At 63.7% G+C, this 21,416-nt stretch carries 22 protein-coding genes; 10 read left to right on the top strand and 12 right to left on the bottom strand.

The window, feature by feature from the left end; all coding sequences use genetic code 11:
* Positions 1-73: 73 nt before the first annotated feature.
* The gene (locus NDO48_RS19770; protein WP_267322191.1) at positions 74-769 is read right to left on the bottom strand and encodes a DUF2461 domain-containing protein; all 696 of its coding nucleotides are present in this window, start codon (positions 767-769) and stop codon (positions 74-76) included.
* 305 nt (positions 770-1,074) lie between these two features.
* Between NDO48_RS19770 and NDO48_RS19765 the strand changes: the two genes are divergently transcribed.
* Positions 1,075-1,362 (top strand): hypothetical protein, encoded by a 288-nt coding sequence (locus NDO48_RS19765; protein WP_267322190.1) that lies wholly within the window; start codon positions 1,075-1,077, stop codon positions 1,360-1,362.
* 12 nt (positions 1,363-1,374) lie between these two features.
* Here NDO48_RS19765 and NDO48_RS19760 read toward each other — a convergent pair whose 3' ends face one another.
* Both NDO48_RS19760 and NDO48_RS19755 read right to left on the bottom strand, forming a co-directional pair.
* Positions 1,375-1,779 carry an SRPBCC family protein gene (locus tag NDO48_RS19760; RefSeq protein ID WP_267322189.1) on the bottom strand — a complete coding sequence of 135 codons (405 nt, stop codon included), beginning with the start codon at positions 1,777-1,779 and terminating at the stop codon, positions 1,375-1,377.
* Positions 1,751-2,083 (bottom strand): ArsR/SmtB family transcription factor, encoded by a 333-nt coding sequence (locus NDO48_RS19755; RefSeq protein WP_267322188.1) that lies wholly within the window; start codon positions 2,081-2,083, stop codon positions 1,751-1,753. Before NDO48_RS19755 ends, NDO48_RS19760 begins: the two co-directional genes overlap by 29 nt.
* Before the next feature lie 186 nt (positions 2,084-2,269).
* Between NDO48_RS19755 and NDO48_RS19750 the strand changes: the two genes are divergently transcribed.
* Positions 2,270-3,193, top strand: coding sequence for a cation diffusion facilitator family transporter (locus NDO48_RS19750; protein WP_267322187.1), 924 nt, complete (start codon positions 2,270-2,272; stop codon positions 3,191-3,193).
* A 26-nt stretch (positions 3,194-3,219) separates the two neighbouring features.
* On the opposite strand, the gene NDO48_RS19745 is transcribed toward NDO48_RS19750, so the two are convergent.
* Positions 3,220-4,257: a methyltransferase gene (locus NDO48_RS19745; RefSeq protein WP_085941095.1), complete on the bottom strand. Its 1,038-nt coding sequence runs from the start codon at positions 4,255-4,257 to the stop codon at positions 3,220-3,222.
* Positions 4,258-4,567: 310 nt separating this feature from the next.
* On the opposite strand from NDO48_RS19745, the gene NDO48_RS19740 reads away from it, so the two are divergent.
* Positions 4,568-6,571: a putative bifunctional diguanylate cyclase/phosphodiesterase gene (locus NDO48_RS19740; RefSeq protein ID WP_018428630.1), complete on the top strand. Its 2,004-nt coding sequence runs from the start codon at positions 4,568-4,570 to the stop codon at positions 6,569-6,571.
* Positions 6,572-6,595: 24 nt separating this feature from the next.
* Here the strand turns inward: NDO48_RS19740 and NDO48_RS19735 are convergent, their stop codons facing one another.
* On the bottom strand, positions 6,596-7,357 hold the full coding sequence (locus tag NDO48_RS19735) for an ABC transporter permease (protein ID WP_018428631.1): 762 nt from the start codon (positions 7,355-7,357) through the stop codon (positions 6,596-6,598).
* On the bottom strand, positions 7,354-8,280 hold the full coding sequence (locus NDO48_RS19730; protein WP_026227325.1) for an ABC transporter ATP-binding protein: 927 nt from the start codon (positions 8,278-8,280) through the stop codon (positions 7,354-7,356). Before NDO48_RS19730 ends, NDO48_RS19735 begins: the two co-directional genes overlap by 4 nt.
* A 195-nt stretch (positions 8,281-8,475) precedes the next feature.
* Between NDO48_RS19730 and NDO48_RS19725 the strand changes: the two genes are divergently transcribed.
* The 7 genes from NDO48_RS19725 to NDO48_RS19695 all read left to right on the top strand — a co-directional run bounded on the left by NDO48_RS19725 (position 8,476) and on the right by NDO48_RS19695 (position 15,511).
* Positions 8,476-9,429 (top strand): alpha/beta fold hydrolase, encoded by a 954-nt coding sequence (locus NDO48_RS19725; protein WP_267322186.1) that lies wholly within the window; start codon positions 8,476-8,478, stop codon positions 9,427-9,429.
* Positions 9,430-9,497: 68 nt separating this feature from the next.
* A complete protein-coding gene (locus tag NDO48_RS19720) occupies positions 9,498-10,673 on the top strand; it encodes a CaiB/BaiF CoA transferase family protein (RefSeq protein ID WP_267322185.1) in 1,176 nt (391 codons plus the stop codon).
* Entirely contained in the window at positions 10,670-12,319 is a 1,650-nt protein-coding gene (locus tag NDO48_RS19715; protein ID WP_267322184.1) for a thiamine pyrophosphate-binding protein, read from the top strand. The genes NDO48_RS19720 and NDO48_RS19715 overlap by 4 nt, the downstream gene beginning before the upstream one ends.
* A gap of 149 nt (positions 12,320-12,468) precedes the next feature.
* A complete protein-coding gene (locus NDO48_RS19710) occupies positions 12,469-13,185 on the top strand; it encodes a glycosyltransferase family 2 protein (RefSeq protein WP_267322183.1) in 717 nt (238 codons plus the stop codon).
* On the top strand, positions 13,182-13,511 hold the full coding sequence (locus tag NDO48_RS19705; protein WP_018428637.1) for a lipid-A-disaccharide synthase N-terminal domain-containing protein: 330 nt from the start codon (positions 13,182-13,184) through the stop codon (positions 13,509-13,511). Before NDO48_RS19710 ends, NDO48_RS19705 begins: the two co-directional genes overlap by 4 nt.
* A gap of 7 nt (positions 13,512-13,518) precedes the next feature.
* A complete protein-coding gene (locus NDO48_RS19700; RefSeq protein ID WP_267322182.1) occupies positions 13,519-15,207 on the top strand; it encodes an ArnT family glycosyltransferase in 1,689 nt (562 codons plus the stop codon).
* Between the two features lie 10 nt (positions 15,208-15,217).
* A complete protein-coding gene (locus NDO48_RS19695) occupies positions 15,218-15,511 on the top strand; it encodes a DUF6966 domain-containing protein (protein WP_267322181.1) in 294 nt (97 codons plus the stop codon).
* A gap of 132 nt (positions 15,512-15,643) precedes the next feature.
* Here NDO48_RS19695 and NDO48_RS19690 read toward each other — a convergent pair whose 3' ends face one another.
* From NDO48_RS19690 to NDO48_RS19665, 6 genes are all read right to left on the bottom strand, one after another.
* On the bottom strand, positions 15,644-15,958 hold the full coding sequence (locus tag NDO48_RS19690; protein WP_018428640.1) for an EthD family reductase: 315 nt from the start codon (positions 15,956-15,958) through the stop codon (positions 15,644-15,646).
* Between the two features lie 444 nt (positions 15,959-16,402).
* Positions 16,403-17,374 (bottom strand): ABC transporter substrate-binding protein, encoded by a 972-nt coding sequence (locus NDO48_RS19685; RefSeq protein ID WP_026227328.1) that lies wholly within the window; start codon positions 17,372-17,374, stop codon positions 16,403-16,405.
* A gap of 50 nt (positions 17,375-17,424) precedes the next feature.
* A complete protein-coding gene (locus NDO48_RS19680) occupies positions 17,425-18,558 on the bottom strand; it encodes an ABC transporter permease (protein ID WP_267322180.1) in 1,134 nt (377 codons plus the stop codon).
* Positions 18,555-19,433, bottom strand: coding sequence for an ABC transporter permease (locus NDO48_RS19675; RefSeq protein WP_018428644.1), 879 nt, complete (start codon positions 19,431-19,433; stop codon positions 18,555-18,557). The genes NDO48_RS19680 and NDO48_RS19675 overlap by 4 nt, the downstream gene beginning before the upstream one ends.
* A gap of 5 nt (positions 19,434-19,438) precedes the next feature.
* Entirely contained in the window at positions 19,439-20,260 is an 822-nt protein-coding gene (locus NDO48_RS19670) for an ABC transporter ATP-binding protein (RefSeq protein WP_018428645.1), read from the bottom strand.
* A gap of 244 nt (positions 20,261-20,504) precedes the next feature.
* Positions 20,505-21,416, bottom strand: a 912-nt coding sequence (locus NDO48_RS19665) for an amidohydrolase family protein (RefSeq protein ID WP_267322179.1), incomplete at its 5' end; no start/stop codon positions are given.

The raw sequence follows: 21,416 nt of genomic DNA, 5'->3' as shown, positions 1-21,416 counted from the left end.
TATCCTGCTTCAGTGAACGGAGATTTGCGCGCTATGTAGGCCATCCCACCCCAAACGGCAATCGCCATTTGGCTCAGGAATGCGCCACCTCCTCCAGCAGCCAGCGTCCGACCGGCCATGTCGCGGCGAAATGCGACAGCGCCTGCCCGGCGAAATCGGACGCCTCGGCGGCCTTGGCCGGCAGCTCGATTCCGGCATAAAGCCCCTCGAACTTGAGCAGCCTTGCACGCGGATGATCGGGGTCGAAGCCGCGAGGCACGCTTTTGCGCGTCTCGCCGCCGATCTGGTAGGCGCCATCGATCGAATTGATCGCCGCCATCAGGCGCTTTCCGGAAGCATCCGCGGTCACCGCACGCCTGAACCCCTCCAGGACAGGCTTTTCAAAACTGTGCATGCCGGTCCCGAGAAAGATCGTGCTCGGGGCGATGCGCATGTAGAAGCCGGGGCAATCCCAGCCTTTCTTGTCGCCATGCCAGAACCAGATATCGAGATGGTTCTTGTAGGGCCGCTTGTCCTTGGAGAACCGGACGTCCCGGTTGATGCGGGCAATCGAGCCGTTGATCCTGGCATCGAAGCGCACTGTCGGCGAAATCGTCACAAGCCGCCGGCCGACAGTTTCAACGAAGCGCCTGGCCGGCGCCACGTAGCCGGCCTCATAGAGATCGCGGTTGGCATCGAACCAGGACTTGCTGTTGTTGTCCTCGATCCCGCGCAGAAACTGCAGCGTCTCAGGCGGGAAACCGTCAAATCCGTCACCAGCCACAACCATGCTCCACTGCTCGACGACGGCGAGACTATCACCGCCTTCGCCAGCGCCAAGGCACCCCAGGCAGACTGCTGCCAGACGCTGACGTCGCCGCTCCGGGTCTGCAAATCCTTGTCTGCGTCAAGCCGGCAGCTATCGCCCCGCCCGTCGTCACGGATCGCCCCGTGAAGCGAGGCTGTGATCTGCCCCTGCTGTCCGGGCTCGAACGCATTGCAGGCAAACTGGCCGCATGCGACAGATGGCTGGGCTTGGGAGGCAGAGGACAAATGTGGCCTGTGTTCAGGAAGTTTTTCTCGCGGTCTACATCCTTGAACGTCCTGTTTGGCGACGTAATCCATGCAACTCCCAGAGAGCATGGCATCAACTCCGGCTCGTTCTTCGAGTGGCGCGTCAAGAAATCGCTCGACAGCACGCAGATCTACGTGTCGCTCGCCATGATACCGGATGGTTATGCCGGCTCGGAGGGTTCACCGACAAACCACATCAATTTCGACCTGGTGACCGCGACACGCGTCCGCGACAAGTTGAACGAATGTATCGAGTTTGCCAGACGTCACGATCGCTCGATGCCCAACCATACCACCGGCGACAACTGACCGACGCCGTCCCTATACCGCCTGCGCCTGCAGCGCGCCCGAGATCCGCTTGAGGATCGCCGGCCAGCCCGCGCCCATGCCGTCATATGCCTGCCGGCCCAGCGGCGTGTCGAGGTCGAAGCCCGAATGTTCAAGCGTCAGCCTGGTGCCCTCGCCTTCGGCCTGGATGCGCCAGGTGATCGTCATCCATTTCGAGAAGGTGTAGCTGATCATCCGTTCTGGATCGGAGGCAACCACCTCGCAGGGCTGCTGTCCCCATTTGCCCATGTCAAGCGTGAAGCGGTGGCCGGGCTCGGCCGAGACATTGCCCGGCGCCCACCATCTGGCGATCAGTTCGGGTCGCGTCAGCGCCGCCCATACGCGCACGGGCGGCTGGTCGATGAATTCGTCAAGAACGATTGTCGCCATCTTGGTCATCGTCTTCCTCCAGAACGGCACGCAGCGCGGCCACGCGCTCCTGCCAGTAGCGTTCGAATGGGCGCATCCAGGCGCTTGCTTCCATCAATGCCTCCGGGTTGAGGCTGTATTGCCTAGTACGCCCGATCTGCTCTTCCCTGACCAGCCTGCTGAGCCGCAGCACCTGGAGATGTTCAGACACCGCCGGGCGATGGAGCTGGAACTCGGCCGAGATCTCGCCCGCCGCGCGCGGGCGCTCGAGCAGCAGCTCGAGAATGCGGCGGCGGACGGGATTGGCGATGGCGGCGAAGATGTCAGCGGTCATGACTGCGACAATATGTCGGAAAATTCCGACGCGTCAATATATGTCGGAATTTTCCGAAATGAGATAGAAGATCCGGACAATCCCAGGCGGTGGCCTGGGCCATGGCATGCGCCCGCCCCTCTGCCACTGGACATTTCGGTGGCACGCGCGCCACCCTCAGACCTCAAGCAGTCGCCAAGGAGACCCATGCTTACCGAAGCGCAAGTCCTGAAGCTCTCGATCGCCGTCACCTTTGTCGTTGCCCTGTTCGGCATCGTCTTCGGCGTCCTCACCGGATCGTTCTCGATCGCCTTCGACGGCGCCTACTCGCTTGCCGATGCCTCGATGACCATCCTGGCTCTGGTGGTCGCGCGCCTCATCACCAGCTACGCCACCGAAAGCGGCAAAGGCCGGCTGCGCAAGCGCTTTTCGGTCGGCTTCTGGCATCTGGAGCCGATCGTGCTCGGCATGAACGGCATCGTCCTGATGAGCGTTTCGGTCTACGCGTTGATCAACGCCATCAGCAGCCTGCTGTCGGGCGGACACCAGCTCGAATTCGACTACGCCATCGTCTATGCAGTCGTCACCCTCGCCACCTGCCTGATCATGGCTTATGTCGGCCGCCGCGCCAACCGCACCATCCAGTCCGACTTCGTCGCGCTCGATGCAACCGCCTGGATGATGTCGGGCGGCATCACTGCAGCACTGCTTGTCGCCTTCATCGGCGGCTGGCTTGTCGAAGGCACCAAGCTTGCGTGGATCGCGCCTTATGTCGACCCCGCCGTGCTGGCGCTGGTCTGCCTGGTCATCATCCCGATGCCGTTGGGCACCGTGCGCCAGGCCTTCGCCGATATCTTGCTGATCACGCCCGGCGACCTCAAGGCCCATGTCGACGAGGTCGCGCGGGCGACCGTCGCACGGCACGGCTTTCTCGCCTATCGGGCCTATGTCGCCAGGATCGGGCGCCTCTTACAGGTCGAGCTTTATTTCATCGTGCCGCCAGGCCTGCCGCCGAAAGCAATCGAGGACTGGGACAGGCTGCGCGACGAGATCGGCGACGCCATCGGCGACGAAGGCCCCGACCGCTGGCTGACCATCGCCTTTACCGCCGACAAGGAATGGGCCGAGTAGGCCGGCAGGGGTTGCCGCCGGCCAGGCTAACCGCGCTTCTTGATGACGCCGTAGACGATGTTGCGATTGGCGCCGAAGAACACGCTGGCATCGACCGCGTTGCGATCGACGCTGTGGTTGATGATGCTCCACATGTCGGCCTCCGAGCGCAGCAGCAGCGCCCAGTTCATGAAGGTCTCCATGTAGCCGTCGACGACGATGTCCTGGGCGAAATTGGCAAACAGCAGCGTGCCGTTCGGCTTCAGCATCTTCAGGCATTTGCGCGTCAGCTTCACCGCCACCTTTTCCGACAGGTAGTCGTATAGGCCGGCCGAATAGGCAAAGTCGAAATGGCCGAGCTTGTAGGCATCGGTCAGGATACCGCGCACCGAACCATCGACAGTCTCGACGCAGGTGCCGGTGAAATCGCGCGTGATCGAGCCGACGCTCATCGGGTCCTGGTCGAGCGCCACCCAGCGCTTGATGCGCCCTTCCCTGAGCGCCGTGGAACGGTCCGCCTCGCGCAGGTGCCCGGCGGCAACCGTCAGGATCTCGGTGTCGGCGCCGTGCGCCGCAGCGATCTCGTCGACATATTTGGTCAGCAGGTCGCGGCGTTCGCGCACCGCGACCGACGACGACGCATCCTTGGTATAGTCGTAGAGCGCCCGCCCGAGTTCCGTCGAACCCGTCACGTCGGCATCGACGCTCTTGTGGCCATAGATGAAGTCGAGCAGTTGGGCGTCGCCGGAATAGCCGCGCGGCTTCTCGAACGACCAGCGGGTGAACGGGTCCTGCAGGAAGTATTCGGCGACGGGATGTTCCTGCGCGATCGGGATCAGCGCCTGCCAGACATCGACGGGAAAGCGCTCGCGCGCCTGGTGCAACTGCCCTGCCAGTTCGTGGATGATTCGGGCCGGAGCGTTGCCTTTTTCAAACCTCTGCTGGGCAAGGCTCAGAAGCAACCCCAGATGCGCCTTGGCGACTGGAAGGCTCTCACCTTTGAATTTCTTTGAAGTCGAAGCGAGCTCTGCTTCGATTGCCGCGGGAGTGATGAGACTAGCGCCGTCAAATGCAACACGTTTCACGCGATACCCCAAGTCTTAACGAGACGTTAATTTTATGATCGAGATTTGAGACATTATCCAGTGGCAAAAATTCTCATCTCGTGGCAGCCAAAACTTTTATGAGGGGCGGCTTATATTTCTTTCAGCCACCCCTAGGAACATTCATTCAATTTTACTAAAAATTCGTGGACGGCGCGTAGCATTCCGTAAGAGCCGCACGTTATTGTTGTATTCTTGGACTGGGGGAATGCTGCGTGTCAGTGGTGAGCAACTACGTCCATCGTCGCAACAGATGCGTCTGGACGGCCCATTGAGCGCGGAAAAGGAGACGATGGATCAAGGCACGCCACATACTTTGGCAGACCTGGCAGACGCCGGCATCGAGGGGCCGCGCCAGCTGTCGGATGCCGAGTTGCGCGCCATGTACCGCCAGGCCGGGGCCGCCGCGCGCCGCAAGGACACGCGCCAGGGCCTGTGGATCGCTGTTATCACCTACCTGCTGTTTTCCGTTACCGACGTCCTGCTGATCCCCGACGTCGCCGCCTATACGATCATCGCGCGGTTCGCGATCGGCGTCAGCGTCCTGCTGCTTCTGGAAGTCCAGATCCGCAGAGAGGTCGACACCAAATGGCTCGACCTCACCTGCGCCACCGCCCTGATTACAGGCTATGCCGGCTGGCTGTTGCCCGCCGTCATGACCGATCTCGCCCAGACCATGTCATACTACATGATCTTCGGCGCCATCTTCATGATGGGAGCGAACCTGTTCTTCAGCTTCCACTTCCGGCTTTCGGTGATTTCGTCGGGCATCATCCTCTGCATCTTCTTCGTCGCCCTCTATCTCATTCCCGAAAACGCGCCCTACCAACTGGCCTTCGGCACCTTCTACATCTCCTGCTTCGCCTTCACCTCCTTCGTGAACTGGAAGCTGAACCGCGAGCGCTACAACGTCTTCCTGAACGCGCTTGAGGCCAAGACCCAGCAGAAGGAGGCGACCGAGCGCGGCCATGCGCTGCTGCGGCTGTCGCGGACCGATCCGCTGACCGGGCTGGAGAACCGCCGCGCCGTCGACGAGCGCCTGAGGGACTACTGGAACGACTGGCAGCGTTTCGGCGCCGGTTTTGCCGCCATCCTCATCGATGTCGACTTCTTCAAGAAGTACAACGATTCCTACGGCCATCAGGAAGGCGACCGCTGCCTGACCCTGATCGCCGACGCGCTCGGCACGACCATCGCGCAGTTTAACGGCTCGATCGGCCGCTACGGCGGCGAGGAATTCATCGCGCTCGCCCGCCTGTCGGACCGCGAGCAGGTGGCCGAGCTTGCCGAAATCATCCGCAGCACGGTCGAGGACCTGGCGCTCAAGCACAACTACCGGCGCGACGGCATGTCCATCGTCACCGTCAGCGTCGGCGCCGCCTTCACCCGCAACCAGACCGGCGCCAAGCTCGAAAAGATCATCCACGAGGCCGACCGCGCGCTCTACCTGGCCAAGGCCAGTGGCCGCAATTGCGCCTGGCTGTTCGATCCGAACGACCCCCAGAGCAGCGACGAGAGCGAAAACATCGCTGCCCTGTTGAAGATCGCCATCGAGCAGAAACTCGTCTCGCTGGTCTACCAGCCCATCCAGAATGTCGTCACCGGCCGTGTCGAAGCCGTCGAGACGCTGATGCGCCTGAGGATGCTCGACGGCACCTCCGTGCCGCCCAGCCTGTTCATTCCGGTGGCCGAGCGCACGGGTGCCATCATCGAGCTCGGTCGCTGGGCCGTGCACACCGCCTGCCAGGAGCTTCTCGCCGGCGGCCATGTCGACGTCGTCAGCGTCAACGTTTCGCCCATGCAGCTCAAGACGCCGGGTTTTGCCACCTCGATTGCCGCCATCCTTGGGGAAACCGGCGTCGACGGCCGCAGGCTGGCCTTCGAGATCACCGAAGGCCTCGAAATGGAGATGCACTCGGACATCCTCCGCTGCATCAGCGACCTGAAGCTGCTCGGCATCAGGATCTGGCTCGACGACTTCGGCACCGGCTTCGCCGGCCTGTCATGGCTGCGCCTGATCGATTTCGACACGGTCAAGATCGACCGCTCGTTCCTCCACGACTGCACCGACCCGCGTGGCCGGGCCATGCTTCAGGACATCATCGGCCTGGTGCGCAACCGCGGCCACAAGATCCTGGTGGAAGGCGTCGAGACCGAAGAGCAGATGGAACTGATGCGAGAGTTCGGCATCGACCAGGTGCAGGGCTTCCACATCGGCCGCCCTGCCCGTGCCGCCGATTTCCGCATCAGGAAGCCGATGCAGAAACTGCCGCTCGCGGTGCTGAAATCGGCCTGACCGGAGGCCAGGCCGGTCAGGGTGCTAGGCCTTGATCCGCCAGCCGGTCCTGAAGATCCACCAGACGGTGACCAGGCATGCGGCGAGGAACACCAGCGTCATGCCCAGGCTGATGCCGACATTGACGTCGGACACGCCGAAGAAGCTCCAGCGGAAGCCGCTCACCAGATAGACCACCGGATTGAACAGCGACACCGTGCGCCAGAACGGCGGCAGCATGTCGATGGAGTAGAAGCTGCCGCCCAGGAAGGTCAGCGGCGTCACGATCAGCAGCGGCACCAGCTGCAGCTGTTCGAAATTGCCGGCCCAGATGCCGATGATGAAGCCAAACAGGCTGAAGGTGACGGCAGTCAGCACCAGAAACAGGATCATCGCCAGTGGATGTTCGATGTGCAGCGGCACGAACAGGGAGGCGGTCGCCAGGATGATGAGGCCGAGCAGGATCGATTTCGACGCCGCCGCCCCGACATAGGAGATGACGATCTCGATGTAGGACACCGGCGCCGACAGCAATTCGTAGATCGTGCCGACGAATTTCGGGAAATAGATGCCGAACGAGGCGTTCGAGATGCTCTGCGTCAAGAGCGACAGCATGATCAGTCCCGGCACGATGAAGGCGCCGTAGCTGATGCCGTTGATCTCGCTGATGCGCGAGCCGATGGCAGCGCCGAAGACGACGAAATAGAGCGACGTCGAGATGACCGGCGAAACGATGCTCTGCAGCAGCGTGCGCCAGGTGCGGGCCATCTCGAACAGATAGATTGCGCGGATCGCGTGAAAATTCATCGCCGTTCCCTCACCAGATTGACGAAGATCTCTTCGAGCGAACTCTGCTTGGTCTGCAGGTCCTTGAAGCGGATACCGGCGTCGTTGAGATCCTTGAGCAGCGCCGTGATCCCGGTGCGCTCGCCCTGTGTGTCATAGGTATAGACAAGCTCGTGGCCACCATCGGCCAGCTCCAGCCCGTGGCTGGACAGCGCCTCCGGCAACGCTTCGAGCTGTGCCTGCAACTGCAGCGTCAGCTGCTTGCGCCCGAGCTTGCGCATCAACTCGGCCTTCTCCTCCACCAGCACGATCTCGCCCTTGGAGATCACGCCGACACGGTCGGCCATCTGCTCGGCTTCCTCGATATAGTGGGTGGTCAGGATGATGGTGACGCCGGTCTCGCGCAGCAGGCGCACCACCTCCCACATATCGCGGCGAAGCTCGACGTCGACGCCTGCGGTCGGCTCGTCGAGGAACAGGATCTGCGGTTCGTGCGACAGCGCCTTGGCGATCATCACGCGACGCTTCATGCCGCCCGACAGCGTCATGATCTTGTTGTCCTTCTTCTCCCACAAAGAGAGGTCCTTCAGGATCTTCTCGATATGGGCGGGATTGGCCGGCTTGCCGAACAGGCCGCGGCTGAAGCTGACGGTCGCCCACACTGTCTCGAAGGCGTCGGTGGTCAGTTCCTGCGGCACAAGCCCAATGCGCGAGCGCGCCGCGCGATAGTCCTTGATGATGTCGTGGCCGTCGGCCAGCACCCGCCCCTCGGATGGATTGACGATGCCGCAGATGATGCTGATCAGCGTCGTCTTGCCGGCGCCATTGGGTCCGAGCAGGGCGAAGATTTCGCCGCGCCGGATGTCGAGATTGATGTTCTTCAGCGCCGAAAACCCTGAAGCATAGGTCTTCGACAGATTGGAAACGGAGATAATCGGCTGCATGGCGATCACTTCAGCGAAATGGAAAGGTGTCGGGGGCAAGCGGCCCCTGGAAGGTTAGCGGAATATATGGGCTGTCTCCTGGCCTACAAGGCCGGCGCCGACACCTCCTGACATAGTTGCTGTGAAGCGCCTCCCGCTCGGCCTTGACGGCCGCACCCGCGTCCCCCAACAGTCCCTGCCTGAGGGGGAGAAAAAATGCCTTTCGACATCGTGACCCCGCTCGCTTCGCCCACCGGCGCCGAGCTCAATCTGTATATCCGCCATAGCCCTGTTCCGGCCCGCGCCGCCATCCAGATCAACCATGGACTGGCCGAGCATGCGGCGCGTTATGCCCGCTTCGCCGATTTCCTCGCCGGCCATGGCTACCATGTCTACGCCCACGACCATCGCGGCCATGGCTCGACCCGTGCACCCGATGCCCCCACCGGCCGCTTCGCCGGCAAGGATGGCGTCGACAAGGTCCTGGGAGACGTTCTCGCCGTCCACGACCGCATCGCCGCCGACCATCCCGGCCTGCCCGTCATCATCTTCGGCCATTCCATGGGCGGGCTGATCGCGCTCAACTTCGTGCTCCGCCATTCAGACCGCATCGCTGCCGCCGCCATCTGGAACGCCAACTTCTCCGCCGGCATCCTTGGACGAGTCGCCCAGGCGATCCTTGCCTTCGAACGTTTCCGGCTGGGCTCGGACGTGCCTTCCCGCATCCTGCCGAAGCTCACCTTCGGCGACTGGGCAAAAAAGATCGCCGACCGCCGCACCGACTTCGACTGGCTGTCGCGCGACCCGGCCGAAGTCGACGCCTATGTCGCCGATCCGCTCTGCGGCTGGGACGCGTCGGTGTCGATGTGGATCGATGTCTTCGAACTGGTCTTTGCAGGCGCCGACGACCGCAACTTCGCCGGCGTCCGCAAGGACCTGCCCTTCAATCTCGCCGGCGGCCAGCGCGACCCGGCCACCGATGGCGGCAAGGCGGTAGAGGCCCTTGCCGCACGCATGCGCCGGATGGGCTTCTCGAATCTCGTTTCAAGGATTTATGCCGAGACCCGCCACGAAAGCCTCAACGAGGTGAACCGGGACATGATCATGGCCGATCTGGCCCGCTGGCTCGATGCTCTATCCTTCAAACGGACGACGACAACTGGTCCATAGCATCGTGGTGGCGGCGACCGGGGACTCCTGATAGAGCGTGGCGCGACTGCAATGGTTTCTGGTGCCTCATGAGCAATCCGCCCCTTCGTGGCGTCCGTGTCATCGAACTCGCCCGCATCCTCGCCGGCCCCTGGGCAGGTCAGCTGCTCGCCGATCTCGGCGCCGATGTCATCAAGGTGGAAAATCCCGACGGCGGCGACGACACCCGCAAATGGGGGCCGCCCTTCGTCACCGGCCATGACGGCGAGAACCTCTCGGCCGCCTATTACCACTCCTGCAATCGCGGCAAGCGCTCGATCGCGCTCGACTTCTCGACCTCAGAAGGCTCCGAGATCGTCCGCAGGCTGGTCGCCGATGCCGACGTGCTGATCGAGAACTTCAAGCTCGGCGGCCTCAAGAAATACGGCCTCGATTATGAGAGCCTGAAGAAGATCAACCCAAAGCTGGTCTATTGCTCGATCACCGGCTTTGGCCAGGATGGGCCCTATGCCGCCCGCGCGGGCTACGATTTCATCGTCCAGGGCATGTCGGGCCTGATGTCGATCACTGGCCCCGCCGGCGGCGAGCCGCAGAAGGTCGGCGTCGCCGTCACCGACATCTTCACCGGCCTCTATTCGGTCATTGCCATCCAGGCCGCCCTTCGCCACGCCGAGGCAACCGGCGAAGGCCAGCATGTCGACATGGCGCTGTTCGACACCCAGATGTCGGTGCTCGCCAACCAGAACCTCAACTACCTGGTGTCGGGCAATTCTCCGGTGCAGATGGGCAATGCCCACCCCAACATCGCGCCCTACGAAGTGCTGCCGGTCAAGGACGGGCATTTCATCCTCGCCGTCGGCAATGACGGCCAGTTCCAGAAATTCTGCGCCATCGTCGGCCTCGAAAACATCGCCGCCGACCCGCTGTTTGCCACCAACTCGGCCCGCGTCGCCAACCGCGTCGCATTGCGCGAAAAGATGGTCGCGGCCCTCGCCGGCTTCGAGCGTGAGGCGCTGCTTGCCTTGCTGGAAAAGGCCGGCGTGCCGGCCAGCCCGATCAACACTATCGGCCAGGCCTTCGCCGACCCGCAGGCCATTGCTCGCGGCATGCGCATGGATCTCGACGACGGCCACGGCAACGCCCTGCCTTCGGTGCGCGCGCCCATGGTCATGTCGCAAACGCCTCTCGCCTATCAGAAACCATCACCGCGGCTCGGGGAACACACCGCGGAAATCCTTGCCGAACTGGAGAAGAACGAAAAATGAAGACCGGCGGACAACTGATCGTCGACGCACTCGAAGCCAATGGCGTCGACCGCATGTATTGCGTGCCGGGCGAATCCTACCTGGCCGTGCTCGACGCGCTGCATGATTCCAAGATCCGCAGCATCGTCTGCCGTCAGGAGGGTGGCGCTGCCATGATGGCGGACTGCCACGGCCGTCTCACCGGCAAGCCCGGCATCTGCTTCGTCACCCGCGGACCCGGCGCCACCAACGCGTCGGCCGGCGTGCACATCGCCATGCAGGACTCGATCCCGATGATCCTGTTCATCGGCCAGGTGGCGAGCCACGCCAAGGAGCGCGAGGCCTTCCAGGAGGTCAACTATCGCCGCTTCTTCGGCGACATCGCCAAATGGGTGGTCGAGATCGACGACGCCGCCCGCATTCCCGAATTGCTGACCCGCGCCTTCTCCGTCGCCACGTCAGGCCGTCCCGGCCCCGTCGTCGTCTCGCTGCCTGAGGACATGCTGACCAGCGTCGTCGAGGCCCCCGCCGCCCTGCCGGCCGTGCAGGTCGAGACCCGTCCCGGCGACGAGGAGCTGGCAAAGCTCGAGGCCCTGCTCAACGGCGCCAAAAACCCCTTCGTCATCCTTGGCGGCACGCGCTGGAGCGCCGAGGCGGTCGAAAGCATGAAGAAGATTTCGGAAGCCTGGTCGCTGCCGGTCGGCGTTTCGTTCCGCCGCCAGATGCTGTTCGACCACCTGCACGACAACTACGCCGGCGACGTCGGCATCGGCGTCAACCCGAAAATCGCCAAGGCGATCAAGGATGCCGACGTGGTGCTTCTGGTCGGTGGCCGCTTCGGCGAAATGCCGTCGTCGGATTACACGCTGATCAAGAGCCCCTACCCGGACCAGAAGCTCGTGCATATCCATGCCGACGCCGATGAGCTTGGCCGCGTCTACCGTCCGACGATTGCCATCAACGCGTCGCCGGCTGCCTTCGTCGAGGCCTTTGCCAAGCGCAAGCCGGCCGCAAAGCCGGCATGGGCCGAAAACACCAAGGCGCTGCACGCGGCCTATCTCGAATGGTCGACGCCGCCGCTGACCGGCCCGGGCCCGGTCCAGATGGGCCCGGTCATGAACTGGCTGGAAAAGGTGCTGCCCGAGGATGCGATCCTCACCAATGGCGCTGGCAACTACGCCACCTGGGTACACCGCTTCCACCGCTTCCGCCGCTACGCCACGCAGGGCGCGCCGACGTCGGGTTCGATGGGCTACGGCACGCCGGCCGCGGTCGCCGCCAAGGCCCTGTTCCCGGATCGCGTCGTCGTGGCCTTCGCCGGCGACGGCTGCTTCATGATGAACGGCCAGGAGTTCGCCACCGCCGTGCAATATGGCCTGCCGATCATCGTGATCGTCGTCAACAACGGCATCTACGGCACCATCCGCATGCACCAGGAGCGTGAGTATCCGGGCCGCGTCGAGGCGACCGATCTCAAGAACCCGGATTTCGCAGCACTCGCCCGCGCCTATGGCGGCCATGGCGAGACGGTGAACGAGACCGACGAATTCGCCGCCGCCTTCGAGCGGGCCCGCGCCAGCGGCAAGCCTGCGATCATCGAGATCAAGCTCGACCCGGAGGCGATCACGCCGATGCGCACGCTAAGCGACATCAGGGACAAGCGCTGAGCCTTGCACGGGGACAAGCTGAGGCTTGCCCAGGGACAAGGCAAGGCTTGCCCCGAGGGAAAGTGCAAGCGTCGTGGCAAATGCGCGGCTTTGATGCTATTGAGGCCGCGCATTTCGCAATGTAGACGCAACTCTCCCCAGGCAAGCTGATGATTTCAATCGTCATTCCGTGCAAGAACGAGGCTGAGAACCTGCCGATCCTGGTCGGCGAGGTTCACGCCGCCATGGCCGGGCGCGACTATGAGGTGATCGTCGTCGACGACGGTTCCACCGACCGCACCGCCGATGTGCTGGCCGAGCTCGCGCGCAGTGCCGGCCGCCTCCGCCACGTCAGGCACGACCGCTCGGCCGGCCAGAGCGCCGCGGTCCGCTCGGGCGTCTTTGCCGCCAGGGGCGACATCGTCGTCACCATGGACGGCGACGGCCAGAACGATCCCGCCTACCTGCCGAAACTCGCCGACGCGCTTGTCGCCGCCGGCCCGGCCATCGGCATTGCCGCCGGCCAGCGCCTCAAGCGCACCGACACCAAGCTCAAGCAGATGTCGTCGCGCTTCGCCAACGGCCTGCGCGAGCGCATCCTGCGCGACGGTACCCGCGATTCCGGCTGCGGCCTCAAGGCGGTGCACACCAATCTCTTCCGCCAGCTGCCCTATTTCGACGGCTGGCACCGCTATTTGCCGGCACTCGTGATCCGCGAAGGCCGCGGCGTGGTCCATGTCGACGTCGTCGACCGCTCGCGCATCCACGGCAAGTCCAACTACGGCATTCTCGACCGCGGCCTGCGCGGCATCCTCGACCTCACCGGCGTCTGGTGGCTGCGCCGCCGCCGCAAGGTCGTGCCTTCAGTCCAGGAGATGGGCCAATGAACCTCATTTCTGAACTCGGCACCTGGTTGCACGACGTCTTCATCGCGCAGTTCGATGGCTGGATTCTGCTCGGTTTCGTCGCCCAGGGCATGTTCACCATGCGCTTCGTCGTGCAATGGCTGGCTTCGGAGCGCGCCAAGCGCTCGGTCGTGCCTGTCGCCTTCTGGTTCTTCTCGCTCGGCGGCGGCGCCCTGCTGCTGATCTATGCCATCCAGCGCCAGGATCCGGTGTTCATCGCCGGCCAGGGCCTCGGCCTCTTCATCTACATCCGCAATCTCTGGCTCATCGCCAACGAGCGCCGCGCCGCCATGTCCGAGACCGAGTGATCAGCTGATGTCGGCTGCCGGAATCAATCTCTCGGAAACACCGCGCAAGGCCTTGGCCCCGCTCACTTATCTGATGCTGGCGGCACTCTGCCTGTTCGCCTTCATTCCCGGCATTTCGACGCTTCCGCCGACCGACCGCGACGAGTCGCGCTTCGTCCAGGCGACCAAGCAGATGGTCGAGACCGGCGACTATGTCGACATCCGCTTCCAGGACGTGCCGCGCTACAAGAAGCCCGCCGGCATCTACTGGCTGCAGTCGGCCGCCGTCCTCGTCAGCGGCCAGGGCAGCGAAGCGCCGATCTGGGTCTACCGGCTGATCTCGGTCCTGGCGGCCACCTTCTCGGTGCTGGCGCTGACCGTCATTGGCAGCCGCATGTTCGGTCCATCAGCCGGCCTCATCGCCGGCCTCGGCCTCATGGGCATCCTGATGCTCGGTTTCGAGGCACGCATCGCCAAGACCGATGCTACCCTGCTCGCCACAGCGCTTCTGGCCCAGGGATCGCTTGCCGCCATCTATCTCGGCCACAAGGCCGGCAGGCCCCAGGGCCGCGCCAACTGGCTGTTCTGGTTCGCCCAGGGGCTGGCGCTGCTCATCAAGGGTCCGGTCATCCCCTTCCTCAGCCTGCTCACCATCGCAGCGCTTGTCATCTTCGACCGCGATCGCGGCTGGCTGCGCAAGCTGCGCCCCTTCACGGGCCTGTTGCTGACCTTGCTGGTCGCGGCCCCCTGGCTGGTGCTGATCACGATCAAGACCGGCTCAGAGTTCTGGCAGGAATCCGTCGGCAAGGATCTGCTCTCGAAGGTCGGCTCCGGCCAGGAATCGCATGGTTTCCCGCCCGGCTATTATTTCCTCACCTATTCGGTGTTCATGTGGCCCTTCGCGCTGGTGGCGCTCGAAGGCGGGCTCAAGGCGCTGCGCCGTTTCCGTGAGGACCCGCGGCTGCTGTTCTGCCTTGCCTGGTACCTGCCCTACTGGATCGCCATCGAGGCGATCCCGACCAAGCTGCCGCATTATGCCCTGCCGGCCTATCCGGCGATGATCCTGCTGATGGCATGGACGCTCACCGACGCGTCCGCCGCCACCGTCGAGCTTGCCCGCTGGCAGCAGTGGCTGCGCAAGGTTTGCGCCTTCGGCATGTTCGGCATCAGCATCGGCCTCGCCGCCATCGCCTTCGGCATCACGCCCTATTTCCTCGGCTATGTCTCCTGGTGGGGACTGCTGGCCGCCCTGCTGGTCCTCATTGCCGCCCGCTACGGCATCGGCGCGCCCGACGACATGGATCCGGTCAAGCGCATAGCCTTCGCCGCCGCGGCCGCAGCCGCGGCCTTCGGCGTGCTCACCACCAAGGTGCTGCCGCCGCTCAAGCCGGTGTGGCTCAGCCCCGAGATCGCCCAGCGCTTCGAAAAGCTGAAGCCGTGCCCGACCTCCAGGCTGATCTCAGCCGGATATGGCGAGCCCAGCCTCGTCTTCCTCGCGGGAACGCAGACCTTGCTGACCGACGGCGCCGGCGCCGCCGCAGCACTGACAGCCGATCCCGCCTGCGGCATTGCCGTGGTCGGAGCCGCCGAGAGCCAGCACTTCCTTGCCGCCGTCCCCGGTGGCGCGGACGCGCTCAAGGAAATCGGCAGCATCGAGGGCATGAACTACTCCAAGGGCGAGCCCCGCGCGCTGACCTTCTACACCCTGGCCAGGTAAGGCCGCGGGCATGGCCCCGGATGTTCAGGCTCTCCTCGAGGCAATGCGCAAGTTGGAGAGCCTGCTCGAACAGAATGGCGAAGATTTCTGGTCAGGCAGGGTCAGCCAGGCAGCGGACACGGTGGCCCGTTCGGATGCATATGGCCTGACGCAGTTTCTCGATCTCTTTGGCGGCATGGGATCGCTGGACGATCTTGTACTTCACAAGAGCGGACAGCCGCTTGAGGCTGAGAACAAGCGCCTCGACACATTGCGGTCGAACGCATGGAACCTTGCAGATCGGTTGAAGCGCCAGATCGGCTGAGCCGACAGGGGCAAGCCTTGAGGGTCGCCGCTTTTTTCAATTCCACAAAAGATCTTCAATCCGACAAAAAGCGTCGGTCGCCCGCCCCGCCCATGCCGGAACGTTCAACGCAACGCCTGACGCGCCGAAACCCTACCCTTCAACGACTTCGCTGATCTGCACGATGGGGGCGATGTCCGTATAGTTGGCGACGTCCGCTGCGATCTCCGCGCGGTGAGGACCCAACGCCTCCTGGAATGTCGCCAGATTCGGCGAGTAGACATGGCACGCCGCGACGAACTCCGGCGCGCTTCCAGGTTCGCGACCCGCAAGGCCCTTGTCGATCTCGTAGCGCAGGCAGGCATCGCCGAGCCGTTCCTGGATCAGTGGCATATGGCGGGTGCGGTAGTAGTCGTGATCGAACTTCGAGCCGCCATTGGCCGGATAGTAGACGCTCATCTTGATCATGGTCTGGCTCCTGCCTGAACGTCTCTCCGAGCGTTCGAGGGGCCTTTCTAGCTCACCGGTACGTAAAGCGCATCCAGATTTCGGCTGAAGCCAGCCTGACGAGAGCAAGGTAGCTTTCGCAGTGCTTTGGAGGCCGGTGACGACGACACGGAAGTACGTAAGTTTGCTGAAGAAGCGCTCGACGAGGCTCCGGTAGCAATAGGGGAAGGCGCCAGACGGCGGCGGCGTTTGCTACCGGGCATTCGGCTTGATATTGGCCCATGCGCCGCGCGCGGCCATCTCGAGGCGCAAGGCATCATGGTCGTAGGCGCCATCGGCGGGCAGCGCGCTGCCGCCGCCGGGCATGCCGGCGGCGCTCCAGCCACCGTGTGATGCGCAAAGAAAAAGGGGCGGTTGCCCGCCCCTTTCAAATTGTCACGCAGCAAAGGCTGCTTGATCGGCCAGTTACTTGATCGCCTTGTCGGTGATCGCAGCCGTCCAGGCGCCCGAAGGCTCCTTGGTGATGATCTTCTGGTCGAGCAGCGCCTTGGCGGTGCGGTCGTAGGCCGCCTCGATCAGCTTGCCGTCGGCATTGTCGATCAGCTTGGCCACCTCGCCCATCATGCGCTTCTGGTGGTTCTCGTCCTGGCCGCCATTTTCGACGACGATGCCGGCGGCCTCGTCAGGATTGTCGACGGCGTATTTCCAGCCCTTCATCGAGGCGCGCACGAAACGCACCATCTTGTCTTCGAAGGCCGGATCCTTGAGCTTGTCCTCCATCACGTAGAGGCCATCCTCGAGCAGGTCGACGCCCATCGCCGTATAGTTGAAGACCGTCAGGTCTTCCGGCTTGTAGCCGGCGTCGATCAGCTGCCAGTACTCGTTGTAGGTCATGACCGAGATGCAGTCGGCCTGCTTCTGGATCAGCGGCTGCACGTCGAAGCTCTGCTTCAGCACGGTCACGCCGTCCTTGCCGCCTTCGGTCGGAATGCCGAGCTTGTTCATCCAGGCATAGAACGGATATTCGTTGCCGAAGAACCAGACGCCCAGCGTGTGGCCCTTGAAGTCGGCTTCGGACTTGATCGGCCCGTCCTTCGGGCAGACCAGCTCCATGCCGGCCTTCTTGTAGGGCTGGGCGATGTTGACCAGCATCACGCCCTTGTCGCGGGCAGCCAGCGCGCCGCCCATCCAGTCGACGATGACGTCGGCGCCGCCGCCGGCGATAACCTGCTCAGGTGCGATGTCGGGGCCACCCGGCTTGATGTCGACGTCGAGGCCTTCCTCCTTGTAGAAACCCTTGTCCTTGGCGACGTAGTAGCCGCCGAACTGCGACTGTGTCACCCATTTCAGCTGCAGCGTCACCTTGTCGGCTGCCATCGCCTGCGCCGCGGCAAGCGACATCGCCCCGGCCATCAACGAAACTACAAGTCCTCTCATTTCTTCTTTTCCCTCTGTAGTTGGACCGCGGCCCCGCCCAGGAGCTCAGGTCACGCCCGTCCACCACGGACGGACGGATGCCAGAATGTGGTGGCCCTCTCCGCGAGTGCGACCACGCCATAGAAGACGGAACCGGCCAGAGCCGCAACAGCGATCTCCGCCCAGACCATGTCGACATTCATGCGTCCGATCTCCGTCGAGATGCGGAAGCCCATGCCGACGACAGGCGTGCCGAAGAATTCGGCCACGATGGCGCCGATCAGCGCCAGCGTCGAGTTGATCTTCAGCGCGTTGAAGATGAAGGGTGCAGCCGCCGGCAACCTGAGCTTGAACAGCGTCTGCCAGTAGCTCGACGCGTAGGTGCGCATCAGGTCGCGCTCCATGTGACCGGAGGCGGCGAGGCCGGCGACGGTGTTCACCAGCATCGGGAAGAAGGTCATGATGATGACCACGGCCGCCTTCGACTGCCAGTCGAAGCCGAACCACATCACCATGATCGGCGCCACGCCGATGATCGGCAGCGCCGACACCATGTTGCCGATCGGCAGCAGGCCCCGGCGCAGGAACGCCACCCGGTCGGCGAGGATAGCGACCACGAAGCCGGCGCCGCAGCCGACGATGTAGCCGAACAGCACTGCCTTGAAGATCGTCTGCCGCACGTCGGCCGCCAGGATGGGCAGCGAGCTTGCGATGCGTGCCGCGACCGAGCTTGGCGGCGGCAGCAGGATGAACGGAATGCCCGCGCCGCGCGTCACCGCCTCCCAGATGATCAGGATCCAGGCGCCGAAGATCGCCGGGATCAGCAGCCTGAGGAAGGTTTTTGCGTGCCGCGACTGCGGCTTGAGCGCCGACAGGACGGTGACGCAGCGCCAGGCGAGCAGCCATGCGGCGGCGAGCAGCAGGAAATATGGCAAACGCGCCATGCCTTCGTTGCCCGCTATGCCCGCAATCAGCAGCCAGGCGGCCCCATGCGCTCCGATGAAAAGCAGGGCTGCGCTGGCCATGCCGGAAACCATGGCGAAGGAGGCCACGCCGAGCAAGGCAATCAAGCCGATGACGAGCGATGTCGTACCGCTCGACATCGGTGCTGCCGCTTCGCTCGCCAGTATCGGCATCGTCGCCATGGCGATGGCGCACAGCAGGAGGGCCAGCCCGACCTGCCAGGACGGTTTGGAATGCATCATGCCGGCCTCCCGCCCATGGAACGTTCGACCAGCTTGCCGACCATGCCGACAAGCACCACCAGCATCGCCGCCACCACCGAACCTGCGACCAGCGCCGACCAGATGTCGATGGTCTGGCTGTAATAGGCGCCGGCGAGCAGCTTGGCGCCGATGCCGGCCACTGCACCCGTCGGCAATTCGCCGACGATGGCGCCGACGAGGCTCGCCGCCACTGCCACCTTCATCGAGGCAAACAGGAACGGCACCGACGCCGGCACGCGCAGCTTCCAGAAGGTCTGCGAGGCACTCGCATTGTAAGTGTGCATCAGGTCCAGATGCATGACCTCGGGCGATCGCAGGCCCTTCACCATGCCGACGGCCACGGGGAAGAATGACAGATAGGTCGAGATCAGCGCCTTGGGGATCAGCCCGGTGATGCCGATCGCCGCCAGCACCACGATGATCATCGGCGCCACAGCAAGGATCGGGATGGTCTGCGAGGCGATGATCCACGGCATCAGGCTGCGGTCGAGCGCCAGCACATGAACGATGCCGACGGCGATCAGGATGCCGAGCGCGGTGCCGAAGGCGAAGCCCAGCAGCGTCGACGACAGCGTTACCCACGCATGGTAGACGAGACTGCGGTTGCTGGTGACCTTCCTGAGGAAGGTGTTTTCGAAGAAGTTCTGCGCCACCTGGTGCGGTGCGGGCAGAGTCGGCTTGGGCTGCGACAGCGTCTTGCCGATGAACTCCATCGTCGTGGGCGTCTCGCCGGCGCGCCGGTCGAGGTCGCGCTGGAACGGCGTGTTCATCAGCACGGCTGCGACATACCACACGGCTACGAGAGCGGCGAGGATTGTCAGCACCGGGATGATCTTGTCCCTGATCCGGTCCATGCGGCTCAATCCTCGTAGGAATGGCCGGCCCTGAGGCCATCGCGCACACGCGCCGCTATCGCCAGGAACTCCGGCGTCTCGCGGATGTCGAGCGGCCGCTCGCGCGGCAGCGTCGATTCGATCACGTCGGTGACACGGCCTGGACGCGGCGACATCACCACGATGCGCGTCGACAGATACACCGCCTCCGGGATCGAGTGGGTGACGAAGCAGATCGTCTTGTTGGTCCGCCGCCACAGCTGCAAAAGCTGCTCGTTGAGATGGTCGCGCACGATCTCGTCGAGCGCGCCGAACGGCTCGTCCATCAGCAAAAGGTCGGCGTCGAAAGCGAGCGCGCGCGCGATCGAGGCGCGCTGCTGCATGCCGCCGGACAGCTGCCAGGGATACTTCTTCTCGAAGCCCGAGAGATTGACGAGGTCCATGGTGCGCTTGATGCGCTCCTGCTGCTCGGTCTTGGGCAGGCCGATGATCTCGAGCGGCAGCCCCACATTGCGCTCGATGGTCCGCCACGGCAGCAGTGCCGCCGCCTGGAAGACATAGCCATAGGCCCGCGCCTCGCGCGCCTGCTCGGGCGACATGCCGTTGATCGAGATGGTGCCCTCGGTCGGCTTTTCGAGATCGGCGATGACACGCAGGAAGGTCGTCTTGCCACAGCCAGAGGGGCCGATAAACGAGACGAACTCGCCCTTGTTGATGGTCAGGTCGACATTCGAAAGCGCCCTCACCGGGCCGTCATTGGTCTGAAAGGTCAGCCCCAGTTTTCTGGCTTCGACGACGGCGTTCTGTTCGACGCTTGTCGCCGTGGCTTGATTGACTGTCATGAGCATTGCCCGACTTTACCCCACATAGTGCCATCCTCTCCGAAGATGAGGGAAGCGTCCACTTGATCGGGATGTTTTTCCTGTCGCCAGCACACAATGCCCGGCGCGTCCTGCTGCCGCGCTGCGCGGCCGCCATCCCTTCACGGTACCTGAAAATCGCCAGCGCGAATTCATGGACTGCACCCCGCCGTTCCGGACGGGGCCAGCAACGATGCGTCGGCGGCCGTCTCGACCAGCCGCCGCATCCTGATCACACGCCCGTCGCCGGGATGCCTGTGCGTTCGACCTTGCGCGGCGCAGTGATCTCTTTCCACTGCGACAGCGCCCGGTTGACGGCGGCATGCGGCTCGCGGGCGACGAACTCGCCATGGCCGGGATTGGCCTTGACCTCGTGCTCCTGGATCGCCAGTTCGCCACGGGTGAAGACGAAGCGCGGCAGGCCCGTCACCTCGATGCCCTCGAAGACGTTGTAATCGATGACCGATTGCTGGGTCTTGGCCGCGATCGTCTTCTTACGCTTGGGATCCCAGACAATGATGTCGGCATCTGCGCCTTCGACGATGGCGCCTTTCTTCGGATACATGTTGAGGATCTTGGCGATGTTGGTCGAGGTCACCGCGACGAACTCGTTCATCGTCAGGCGGCCGGTGTTGACGCCCTTGGTCCACAGAACCGGCATGCGATCTTCGAGGCCGCCGGTGCCGTTGGGGATCTTGGTGAAATTGCCGACGCCGGTGCGCTTCTGCGCGGTCGTGAACGAGCAATGGTCGGTCGCCACCACCTGCAGCGAGCCCGCCTGCAGGCCGGCCCACAGGGAATCCTGGTGCAGCTTGTTGCGGAAGGGCGGGCTCATCACCCGGCGTGCGGCGTGATCCCAATCCTTATTGAAATATTCGGTCTCGTCGAGCACCAGGTGCTGGATCAGCGGCTCGCCATAGACGCGCATGCCCTTCTGCCGGGCCCGGCGGATCGCCTCATGCGCCTGCTCGCAGGAGGTGTGAACGACATAGAGCGGGCTGCCCACCATGTCGGCGATCATGATGGCGCGGTTCGTCGCCTCGCCCTCGACCTCGGGCGGCCGCGAATAGGCATGCGCCTCGGGCCCGTTGTTGCCTTCGGCCCTGTCTCTTATACACATCTGACGCTGCCGACGAAATGACGC

Source organism: Aminobacter sp. MET-1 (assembly GCF_026521175.1).
Classification (GTDB): Bacteria; Pseudomonadota; Alphaproteobacteria; order Rhizobiales; family Rhizobiaceae; genus Aminobacter.
Note: the sequence above shows the minus strand (reverse complement) of the source record. Positions and strands in the feature narration are given on the sequence as shown.